Origin of the sequence: Mesorhizobium sp. M7A.F.Ca.CA.004.12.1.1 (assembly GCF_003997835.1) — a bacterium.
Classification (GTDB): Bacteria; Pseudomonadota; Alphaproteobacteria; order Rhizobiales; family Rhizobiaceae; genus Mesorhizobium.
On sequence record NZ_RZRK01000133.1, the window covers coordinates 1 to 10,281 of the forward strand.

A 10,281-nucleotide genomic window follows, 5' to 3' on the forward strand; every position below is an offset into this window, starting at 1 on the left:
GAACAGAATAAGCGGGGTCGTCAACAGGGCGAGCATGCCGCCCCGTTGGCGCCGCTTCATAGCCGGCTTTGTCCCGACCAACATGCCTGGGTTACTTCGCGAGCCAGGCCTTGAAGCGTTCTTCCAGTGCTTCCTTGTGCTCGGTCCAGAAGTCGTTGTCATAGGAGGCGCCGTACTGAAGGTGCTCCGGCGACGTCGGCAGGTAGGCCTTCCAATCCGCGGGAATGAGGTCGGCGGCTTCCTTGCGGCCGGTGCCATAGGCATAGAGTTTCGAGAAGCCGGCCTGGTTTTCAGGGATGGAGAACCACTTGAGGAGATCCAGCCCGGCCTGCTGGTGCGGCGCGCCCTTCACCACCGCCCAGTAGTCGGTGCCATAGAAGAAGCCAGCGTCCCATGCGATCGCATAGGGCTTCTTCTCGTTGATGGCTTCGTTGGTGATGCGCGCATTGAACGCGTCGCTGAGAGCCACTTCACCACTGTCGAGGTTCTGGATGCCCTGCGTCGTTGTGGACCACCAGACGACGTGCGCCTTGATCTTGTCGAGCATGGCGAAAGCCCGGTCGACGCCTTCCGGCGTGCCCAGCACCTTGTACATGTCCTCGCGCTTAACGCCGTCGGCCATCAGCGCATTTTCCAGCGTGAACTGTGCCTGCTGGTAAAGCCCGCGCTTTCCCGGAAATTTCTCGACGTTCCAGAAATCCGCCCAGCTCTTCGGCGCGGCGTCACCTTTGTAGACCTTCGTGTTGTAGGCAAGGACCGTAGCCCAGGTGTCGGATGCGACGCCGCATTCGTGCAGGGTGCCTGGGAGATAATTCGCCGCGTCGCCGGTGATCTCGGGCGTCAGCGGGACGAACAGGCCTTCGGCGCAGCCGACTTCCATGGCGGGCGCTTCGACCGAGACGACGTCGTAGGTAATGTTGCCCGCCTGCACCTGGGCACGCACCTTGGCGACCTCGCCGCCCCATTCTTCCATGACGATCGGAACGCCCGTCTTTTCGGTGTACTTGTCCCAGACCCCATCCTTGTAGGCCTTGTCCCATGTACCCCCCCAGCCGACCACCGTGACGGGGTCGGCCGCGGACGCGGCCAAAGTCGAGGTCGCGAGGCAGATCGCGGCGGCAGATACGGCTTGCAGATAAGTCCTCATTGCAGTTCCCCTTTCTTATCGTTGCAGATTTGATCAAATTTCAAACGCAAAATCGATTGATTAGCAACAGGAATTTGCGATATGGTGCAAAAAAGTTGAAAAGACGAGGAGATTTGATCGAATGCTGCAAGGCACTAGAGACCTGCGCGCCAATGTCAGTCTCGCTGCTGTTCTGGACGAGGCGCGACAGCGTTTCGCTGACGCCAACCCGAACAGCCGGGCGCGTCAGAACGAGGCCGCGGCATCGTTGCCGGGCGGCAATACGAGGGCTGTTCTATGGTATCGGCCATTCCCCGTATCGTTTGTTTCCGGTGAAGGCTGCAGGGTGACCGATTTGGACGGCCATACCTATGTCGACCTGGTCTCGGAATACAGTGCCGGTTTCTACGGCCACTCCGACAAGGCGATTTCGGCGGCCCTTGTGGACGTCATACAGGGTGGCATCATGCTGGGCGCACCCAACCGCTATGAGGCGCGCCTGGCTGCCGCGGTGGTCGACCGTTTTCCGGCCATAGAGCGCGTGCGCTTCTGCAACTCGGGCACCGAGGCGAACATCATGGCGATTTCGGCGGCTCGCGCCATCACGCAGCGCTCGAAGATCCTCGCCTTCCGCGAGGGCTATCATGGCGGCGTACTCACTTTTGCGCATGGCGGCTCACCGCTCAATTTGCCTTTCCCCTTTGTCTTCGCCGACTACAACGATAATGCAGGCGCCGTGGCGCTCATCAAGGAACAGGGCGACGAGCTTGCCGCAGTGATCGTCGAGCCGATGATGGGCGGCGGCGGCTGCATCCCGGCGACGCGTGAGTTCCTGGAAGCGCTGCGCGCGGCGACGAAGGAGACCGGCGCGCTGCTGATCTTCGACGAGGTGATGACCTCGCGCCTCGACTACCGCGCGCTCCATGGCGCACATGAAATCTTTCCCGATTTCGTGACGCTCGGCAAGTATATCGGCGGCGGCGCCAGTTTTGGCGCATTCGGTGGACGCGCCGACCTCGTCGATCGCTTCGATCCGGCTTTGCCCGGTGCGTTCTCGCATGGCGGGACGTTCAACAACAATATTCTCAGCATGGCTGCTGGCTTCACCGGTCTGACCGAGGTGCTGACGCAAGAGGCGAGCCGCGCCATCAATGGGCGCGGCGATCGCTTGCGCGAAGCGATGAACGTCTCCCTTGAAAGGCATGGCGTCGAGGGCATCGTCATAGGGCGTGGGTCGTTGATGAACCTGCATTTCGTCAGGGGGCCGGTGGACACTCCGGCGCGGCTCGACGATGCCGATCCTTCGGTGATTGCGCTTTGGCATATCGAAATGCTGTTGCGAGGGTACTACGTGACGCCGCGCGGCATGCTGGCGTTGTCACTGCCATTTGGCGACACCGAACTCGACGGCTTCGCCGGCGCATTCGACGATTTCCTGTCGAGCAACCTCAAAATACTGCCGCGCCGGACAAACTGATGCTTGATCGCAAGAATGCCAGTGCCGGCTCAGCCGCGCAAAAGACAGCTCATGTTCGTGTCCATACGGGCTTGAAGGAAGCACTGATGAACGGTGACTTCCTGCCCGGCCAAAGACTGGTCGTGCGACAGCTTGCCGAACAGTACCGGACCAGCGCCATGCCGGTGCGCGAGGCCTTGCGGCAACTCGTCAGCGACGAGGCAATGTTCGACCACCCAAATCGGGGCGTCATCGTCCCCGAGGCCACGGTGGCGCGTATTTCGGATCTGGTGCGTGTGCGCTGCAGCGTCGAAGGAACGGCGGCCGAGTGGGCCGCGACGACCATCACGCCCGAAGAACTCGATGAATTGGCGAAGCTGAACGGGCTGATGCGCGAATGCGTCGAGAGCAATGTCATGGCTAGCTATCTCGGCTTGAACAGGCGCTTCCATTTCACGATGTACCATGCCGCGCGGTCACCTCTCATCCAGCAAATCATCGAGAAATTGTGGCTGCAAGCAGGACCGTTCTTGAACATCGTCCGCTCGGACGTGACCTACGGCCTGGGCCTTGACCATCATGACGAAATGCTCGCGGCGCTGCGTCGCGCCGATGGCGCGGCTGCGCGCAAGGCGCTGGTGGCCGACCTGCGCGAGGCCGCCGACATCATTCTTCGCGCCGCCGCGGCGGCTGAGGCTCAGCCTGCGCGCAAACGCCCGGCTTCGGCACGCCGTGATCCCAAGGCGCAGGCGCGGTGATGGGCGGATCCCCGCGTGGCCCGGTTCATGTCGAGTTTCGTGGCGTCAGCAAGCGCTACGGGCAGACGGTCCAGGCGGTGCGTCAGCTCGACCTGGAAATCATGCGCGGCGAATTCCTGACGCTGCTGGGGCCTTCCGGGTCTGGCAAGACGACGGCGTTGATGATGCTTGCGGGGTTCGAAGATACGACCGAGGGCGAAATCCTCATTGACGGTCAGCGCATCGACAACGTTCCCGCCAATCGTCGCGGCATCGGCATGGTGTTCCAGAACTACGCGCTTTTCCCGCACATGACGGTCGCCGAAAACCTGGCTTTCCCGCTCGAGGTCCGCAAACTTGGCCGCGACGAGGTGACGCGACGTGTCAGGAACGTTCTCGACATGGTCCAGTTGCCCGAATTCGGCAACCGGCGTCCGGCGCAGCTTTCGGGTGGCCAGCAACAACGCGTCGCGGTTGCCCGCGCCCTGATCTTCGAACCAAATCTTGTCCTGATGGACGAACCGCTCGGCGCCCTCGACAAGCAATTGCGCGAGCAGATGCAGTTCGAAATCAAGGATATCCATGCCCGGCTCGGCGTCACGTTCGTTTATGTGACACACGACCAGACCGAGGCGCTGACCATGTCGGACCGGATCGCGGTGTTCAGCGCCGGCCGCATCGAGCAGCTTTCGACACCACGCGAACTGTATGAGCGTCCGACGGGCAGCTTTGTGGCGAGCTTCATCGGCGAGAACAACCGCATGTCCGGCACCGTGCTTGCCGGCGGTGAAAACGGTGGCGTGGCCGTCCATCTCGACGATGGCGATCTGGTGTTGAACGCCATTTCCCCTGGCGCGACGCCCCCTGCGGGCGCCAGGGTGACGCTGTCGATCAGGCCCGAGCGCATGTCCTTATTGCACGATGGCTCCACCGCCCTCAACGTGATTGCGGCAACCGTCGTTCAGTCCGTTTATGTCGGGGATCACATCCGGCTCGTCGCTGTGACGGCGGGCGGCCTGAAATTCATTGTCAAGCTTGCCGCATCGTCGTCTCGGTCCGAACTCAATGCGGGCGAGGCGGTTCGGTTGGGCTGTGGTCGTGAGGATTGCCTCGCGCTCGAGAGATAGCAACAAAAGGCAGACAAGGGAGAGTTCAACCATGAAGAAATCGCCGAAAGTCGTCATCACCTGTGCGGTCACCGGTTCGATCCACACGCCGACGATGAGCCCGTATCTGCCGATAACGCCGTCCGAGATCGTCGACGCCGCCGTCGGAGCAGCCGAAGCCGGAGCGTCGGTGATCCATCTGCATGCCCGCGATCCGGAGACCGGCAAGCCTACCCCTGATCCAAAGCTGTTTATGGATTTCCTGCCGCGCATCAAGCAGCAGACCGACGCCGTGATGAACATTTCCACCGGCGGCGGGCTGAAGATGACCCTCGAAGAGCGCCTTGAAGCCGCGCACGCTTCGAAGCCGGAACTCTGCTCGCTCAATATGGGATCTATGAATTTCGCCCTGCACCAAATCGCGCCGAAATACACCGACTGGAAGTACGACTGGGAGAAGGGCTACCTGGAAGACACAAAGAAGGGCATCGTCTCCAACACGTTCGAGCAGATCGAGCGTATCATCGTCGAAGTCGGCCAGGCCTACGGCACGAAGTTCGAGTTCGAGTGCTACGATGTCAGTCACCTCTACACGCTTGCACACTTTCTAGACCGCAAGCTGCTGAAGCCGCCGCTTTTCGTCCAGACGATCTTCGGGCTGCTGGGCGGAATCGGCGCCGACCCAGAAGACATGATGCACATGCGCAGGACGGCTGATCGGCTGTTCGGAGACGATTATCTCTGGTCGATCCTTGCCGCGGGCAAGCACCAGATAAATCTCTGCACGATGGGCGCGATCATGGGCGGCAATGTACGGGTCGGTTTGGAAGACAGCCTCTATGTCGGCAAGGGCACGCTCGCTAAGAGCAATGCCGAACAGGTTGCCAAGATAAAGCGCATTCTCAACGAGTTGTCGCTCGAAATCGCGACGCCCGACGAAGCCCGTCAACTGCTGGATCTCAAGGGCGCAAACGAGGTCGGGTTTTGACGCCCGGCATCGAAACCTATGTCGGCGTCGTGCATCCTTGGATGTGCGACGCGATGGGCCATCTCAACGTTCGTCATTATGTGGCCATGTTTGATGACGCCAGTTTCCAGTTTCTGGGCAGGATTGCCGATCCTCGTTTGACGCCGACCCTCGGCTGGGCGGATGTAAGGATGGAGATCGACTACGTGCATGAAACCGCGGCGGGAACCCTGGTCACCGTTCGCAGCGTTATAGAAAAGCTTGGGAAATCGTCGCTGACTTATCTACATGAAATGCGCGGCACGCTGGATGGAGTCCTGCATGCGCGCATGCGCACCGTAACGGTACGCTTCGATCTTCAAGCGCGGAGCAAGATCGAGATCGAAGGCGAAGCCCGGCAGGCGAGCGCGAAACTCCCGAGGGGTGAAGCCGATACGCGTGGGTGACGGCGAGAATGTCCGGTGACGGCATCGTTAGCCGCATTGGCGTCACTGAGCGAGATGCTGTAGGTCGCTGAAGGCTTCTACTCGCCCTACGAAGGTCAGGTATGCCGCTATCGCACAGGACACCGCATGGGGCAGCCCGCCACAATCGGCCATTGCGTACGATAGTGGCGTTGAAGTGGTAGCGGGAGAGGGACTTGAACCCCCGACCCCAGGATTATGATTCCCGTGCTCTAACCAACTGAGCTACCCCGCCAGGGCGGCGAAAGGCCCGAAATCCGCCTCAAATCGAAAGGCATGTCGGGGGCGTTCGCCAAGGTCGCGCGGATATAAGGTTGGGAGGGTGAGCCTGTCAAGCTTCGAAGCAACCGGCTTGCCGGCTTATCGTCATTATCGAAAAGCTTTGCCATGCGGACATTTGGTTGCCGCCGCCGGGGTTGAGTTCGAAGGGGCACGTCGCTATGTCTCGGCCACGAGTTTTTAGAGTTTGAAACAGATGAAGCCGCGCATAGCAGTCCTCGGTTGCGGATACTGGGGCAGCAACCACATCCGCACTCTCAAGGCGCTCGGCGCGCTGTACGCGGTCTCCGACACCAACCGGGCCCGCGCAGAAGGCTTCGCCAGCGAGCAGGACTGCCTGGCGATCGAGCCGGACCAGTTGTTCGTGCGTGACGATATCGACGCCATCGTCATGGCGCTGCCGCCGCAATTCCATGCCGACCTTGCCGTGCGTGCCGTCACGGCCGGCAAGGACGTGCTGGTGGAAAAGCCGATCGCGCTGACGGTTGCCGACGCCGAGCGTGCGGTGCAGGCGGCCAAGGACAATGGCCGCGTCTTCATGGTCGGCCATGTCCTGCGGTTCCACCCCGCCTTCGAGACGCTGAAAGGGCTGATCGACAAGGGCGAACTCGGCGAAGTCCGCTACATCCACTCGCACCGGCTCGGCCTCGGCAAGTTCCACACAGAGAACGACGCGCTGTGGGACCTGGCGCCGCACGATCTGTCGATGATCCTGGCGATCACCGGCACGGAGCCGATCGAGGTGCGCGGCGAGGGGGCCGCCCTGCTCGACAATCTCAGCGACTTCGCGCATCTGCACATGCGCTTCCCCAACGGCCTGCGCAGCCATCTCTTCACCTCGCGTCTCAATCCCTATCGCGAGCGGCGGCTGACCGTGGTCGGCACCAAGGCGATGGCGGTGTTCGACGATGTCGAGCCATGGGAACGCAAGCTTGCCGTCTACCGCCATGCAGTGTGGCAGGACAGCGGCCAATGGGCCTTCACCACCAATGAGCCATCCTATGTCGCGGTTGCCCAGGGCATGCCGCTGACACGCGAGCTGGAGCATTTCATCCAGTGCATCGAGACGCGTGCCGAGCCGCGCACCAGCGGCGAGGAAGCGATCAGGGTGCTGCGCATCCTGACCGCCGGCACGGTCACCCACACCAAGTCGAATTCCTGAAGCGCGGATTATTTATTCGGCGGGAATCTTATTCGGCAGGTATCTTATTCGGCAGGTATCTGGGCCGGCCTGGCGGCAAGCCGGGTCAGCATCGCCTCGGCCTCGGCGCCACGCTCCGAACGCTCGATGAAGCCGCCGCCGAACACGCGAGCTTCGTTGCCGTCATCGGAGTAGAGCACGCAGGCCTGGCCCGGCGCGATGCCGGATTCGCCGTCGACCAGTTCCACCCATGTGGCACCGGCACGATGATGCAGCACGGCCGGGCGCGGCGGCCGCGTCGAGCGGACCTTGGCGAACAGCTCCAGGCCGCCTGCAGGGACGTCTGTGAGCGGTCCGTCGCCCAGCCAGTTCATATTGCGCAGATAGATCTTGTGCGTCTCCAGCGCCTCGCGCGGGCCAACCACGACGCGAGCGCGGTCGGCATCGAGGTGGACGACGTAAAGCGGCTCGCCGGAAGCGATGCCGATGCCGCGGCGCTGGCCGATCGTGTAGCGCAGGATGCCCTCATGGCGGCCGAGCACGCGGCCGTCGATGTGGACGATGTCGCCCGGATTGGCCGCGGTTGGCTTCAGCTTGGCGATGATGTCGGAATACTTGCCCTGCGGCACGAAGCAGATGTCCTGGCTATCCTGCTTGGCGGCAACCGCCAGCCCCATCTCCTCGGCGATGGCGCGAACCTGCGGCTTCGACAGGCCGCCGAGGGGAAAGCGCAGATAATCGATCTGTGCCTGCGTGGTGGCGAACAGGAAATAACTCTGGTCACGGTCGGCGTCGACGGGCCTGTAGAGCGCGCGGTGGGCGCCGTTGGCGCCGGAACGGATGTAGTGGCCGGTGGCCAGCGCGTCGGCGCCGAGCTCCTTGGCGGTGGCCAGGAGGTCGGCGAACTTCACCGTCTGATTGCAGGAAACGCACGGGATCGGCGTCTCGCCGGCGACATAGCTCTCGGCGAAGGGATCGATGACCGCCTTGCGGAAGCGTTCCTCGTAGTCGAGCACATAATGGGGGATGCCGAGCGTCTCGGAGACACGGCGGGCATCGTCGATGTCCTGCCCGGCGCAGCATGAGCCGGCCCGGTGCGTCGCCGCGCCGTGGTCGTAGAGCTGCAAGGTGACGCCGACGACGTCGTAGCCCTCGCGTTTCAGCAGGCCTGCGACGACAGAGGAATCGACGCCGCCCGACATGGCGACGACGATGCGGGTGTTTTCGGGACGTCCGGGAAGATTGAGACTGTTCATGATGCTTTCGTTCTGCGCGGCGCCTCAATGCCAATGTCGAGAATATAGGTCAAGCTTTACCGGCGCGCCAGCGTGCAGGGCGATTCACCGGTTGCGGCCGATCTCCGCCAGGGGATGCATTTTCCCCGGCAAATCAGCGTTTGCGGGCAGATGTTTCAAATGCCGGCGAAAAGACTAACGCGGCGTTCATGATCCTTACCTAGTCATTAGGGTCTGCTTAGGCAATTTTTAAAGCTGTGGCGGTAACGTGGCGGGGATTGGGTCTTTGAGTTTTTTGTAGAGAGTACGATGACCGATCTGGTTAGACCGAGAGTCAAATATGTTATCGGGCCTGACGGCAGCCCTCTTACGATTGCCGATCTGCCGCCGACCAATACACGTCGCTGGGTTATCCGGCGTAAGGCGGAAGTGGTTGCGGCCGTGCGCGGCGGGCTTTTGAGCCTGGACGAGGCATGCCAACGCTACAAGCTCACCACCGAGGAATTCCTGTCCTGGCAGGCGTCGATCGACGAATATGGCCTTGCCGGGCTGCGCACGACACGCATCCAGCAATACCGGCACTGACATTGCGAATTTAGACGAAGGGCGCGGCTAACCCCGCGCCCTTCTGTTTTCACCGTTCCCGCTCAGAGCGATAGCACAACCTTGCCGATCGGCTTGGTGGCGAGGAAGGCGTGAGCGGCCCCCGCCTGGTCCAGCGGGAAGCTCTTCGCCACATGGACGGCGAGCTTGTTGGCATCGATCAACCGAGCCAGTTCCACCAGGCCCTCCCTGTCGGGAACGACGGACATACGCTCGACCCGAATGTCTCGCGCGCCGGCCTGGGTCCTGGTGTTGTCGCCGACATCGAGCAATGACACCAAAACGCCGCCACGCCTGAGCACCTTCAGCGAGCGTTGGGCGTGGTCGCCGCCCATTGGATCCAGCACCAGATCGATGTCGCGAACCTTATCGGTGAAATCGCCCTTGGTGTAGTCGATGACCTCGTCGGCGCCGAGTTCGCGGAGGAAATCGAGCTTGCCCGGGCTGACCGTGGCGACAACGTAGGCGCCGCGCGCCCTGGCGATCTGCACCGCCAGATGACCGACGCCGCCGGCTCCTGCATGGACCAATATGCGCTGCCCCGATTTCAGCCCGCCGTGGCGAACAAGCCCTTGCCAGGCGGTGAGGCCGGCCAGCGGCAAGGCGCCTGCCTTGAGGTGGTCCGCGCTCTTCGGCTTCAGTGCGATTTGATCGGCAGGCACGGCAGCCAGCTCGGCATAGGCCGCCGCCTGCTTGGGGAAGCGCGGCATGCCGAACACCTCGTCGCCGATCTTGAAGCCGGTGACGCCGGCGCCGAGTGCTTCGACAGTTCCCGAGATATCCCAACCCAGGATGTAAGGCGGCTCGCCGAGCAAGGGGTAGTAGCCGGCACGGACGGCGCCGTCGACCGGATTGATGCCTGCGGCCTTGACGCGGACCAGCACTTCGCCGGTCTCTGGCGTGGGATCCGGCTGATCGGCGATGACAAGGACGTCGGGTCCGCCGACGGAATTCTGGATAACGGCACGCATTGAGATGTCTCCTGCTTGGTTGGTGCCACTATCATTTGGATAGTAATATCCCCTTGTCCAGTATGTACCTTCCTGATATATACGCACCTCATGGATAGTGAAGATGATTGCGGTTTCGGCTATGATGCGTTCCGGCGGGCGTGTCCTTCGCACACCGTGCTGGAGATGCTGGCCAGCAAATGGGTCTATCTGGTGG

10 protein-coding genes and 1 tRNA gene are annotated in these 10,281 nt (G+C 62.0%); 7 read left to right on the forward strand and 4 right to left on the reverse strand.

Features of this window, described 5'->3' with window-relative positions:
• Positions 1-91 precede the first annotated feature (91 nt).
• Positions 92-1,147 (reverse strand): ABC transporter substrate-binding protein, encoded by a 1,056-nt coding sequence (locus EN984_RS09740; protein WP_127270371.1) that lies wholly within the window; start codon positions 1,145-1,147, stop codon positions 92-94.
• A gap of 121 nt (positions 1,148-1,268) precedes the next feature.
• On the opposite strand from EN984_RS09740, the gene EN984_RS09745 reads away from it, so the two are divergent.
• The 5 genes from EN984_RS09745 (at position 1,269) to EN984_RS09765 (ending at position 5,838) form a co-directional block, all read left to right on the forward strand.
• A complete protein-coding gene (locus tag EN984_RS09745; RefSeq protein WP_127383720.1) occupies positions 1,269-2,603 on the forward strand; it encodes an aminotransferase class III-fold pyridoxal phosphate-dependent enzyme in 1,335 nt (444 codons plus the stop codon).
• Positions 2,603-3,340, forward strand: coding sequence for a GntR family transcriptional regulator (locus EN984_RS09750; RefSeq protein ID WP_127270373.1), 738 nt, complete (start codon positions 2,603-2,605; stop codon positions 3,338-3,340). Before EN984_RS09745 ends, EN984_RS09750 begins: the two co-directional genes overlap by 1 nt.
• Before the next feature lie 101 nt (positions 3,341-3,441).
• A complete protein-coding gene (locus EN984_RS09755) occupies positions 3,442-4,446 on the forward strand; it encodes an ABC transporter ATP-binding protein (RefSeq protein WP_348629739.1) in 1,005 nt (334 codons plus the stop codon).
• A 31-nt stretch (positions 4,447-4,477) separates the two neighbouring features.
• Positions 4,478-5,413, forward strand: a complete 936-nt coding sequence (locus tag EN984_RS09760; RefSeq protein WP_127268010.1) for a 3-keto-5-aminohexanoate cleavage protein — start codon at positions 4,478-4,480, stop codon at positions 5,411-5,413.
• Positions 5,410-5,838 carry an acyl-CoA thioesterase gene (locus EN984_RS09765; RefSeq protein ID WP_127268011.1) on the forward strand — a complete coding sequence of 143 codons (429 nt, stop codon included), beginning with the start codon at positions 5,410-5,412 and terminating at the stop codon, positions 5,836-5,838. Before EN984_RS09760 ends, EN984_RS09765 begins: the two co-directional genes overlap by 4 nt.
• Before the next feature lie 176 nt (positions 5,839-6,014).
• On the opposite strand, the gene EN984_RS09770 is transcribed toward EN984_RS09765, so the two are convergent.
• A tRNA-Met gene (locus tag EN984_RS09770) sits at positions 6,015-6,091 on the reverse strand.
• A gap of 240 nt (positions 6,092-6,331) precedes the next feature.
• On the opposite strand from EN984_RS09770, the gene EN984_RS09775 reads away from it, so the two are divergent.
• The gene (locus EN984_RS09775) at positions 6,332-7,297 is read left to right on the forward strand and encodes a Gfo/Idh/MocA family oxidoreductase (protein ID WP_127268012.1); all 966 of its coding nucleotides are present in this window, start codon (positions 6,332-6,334) and stop codon (positions 7,295-7,297) included.
• 44 nt (positions 7,298-7,341) lie between these two features.
• On the opposite strand, the gene mnmA is transcribed toward EN984_RS09775, so the two are convergent.
• Entirely contained in the window at positions 7,342-8,532 is a 1,191-nt protein-coding gene (mnmA, locus tag EN984_RS09780; RefSeq protein ID WP_127268013.1) for a tRNA 2-thiouridine(34) synthase MnmA, read from the reverse strand.
• Between the two features lie 288 nt (positions 8,533-8,820).
• On the opposite strand from mnmA, the gene EN984_RS09785 reads away from it, so the two are divergent.
• Complete coding sequence (locus EN984_RS09785) at positions 8,821-9,096, forward strand: DUF1153 domain-containing protein (protein WP_013529904.1); 276 nt, start codon at positions 8,821-8,823, stop codon at positions 9,094-9,096.
• Between the two features lie 62 nt (positions 9,097-9,158).
• Here EN984_RS09785 and EN984_RS09790 read toward each other — a convergent pair whose 3' ends face one another.
• A complete protein-coding gene (locus EN984_RS09790) occupies positions 9,159-10,085 on the reverse strand; it encodes an NADP-dependent oxidoreductase (RefSeq protein WP_127268014.1) in 927 nt (308 codons plus the stop codon).
• Positions 10,086-10,281 lie beyond the last annotated feature (196 nt).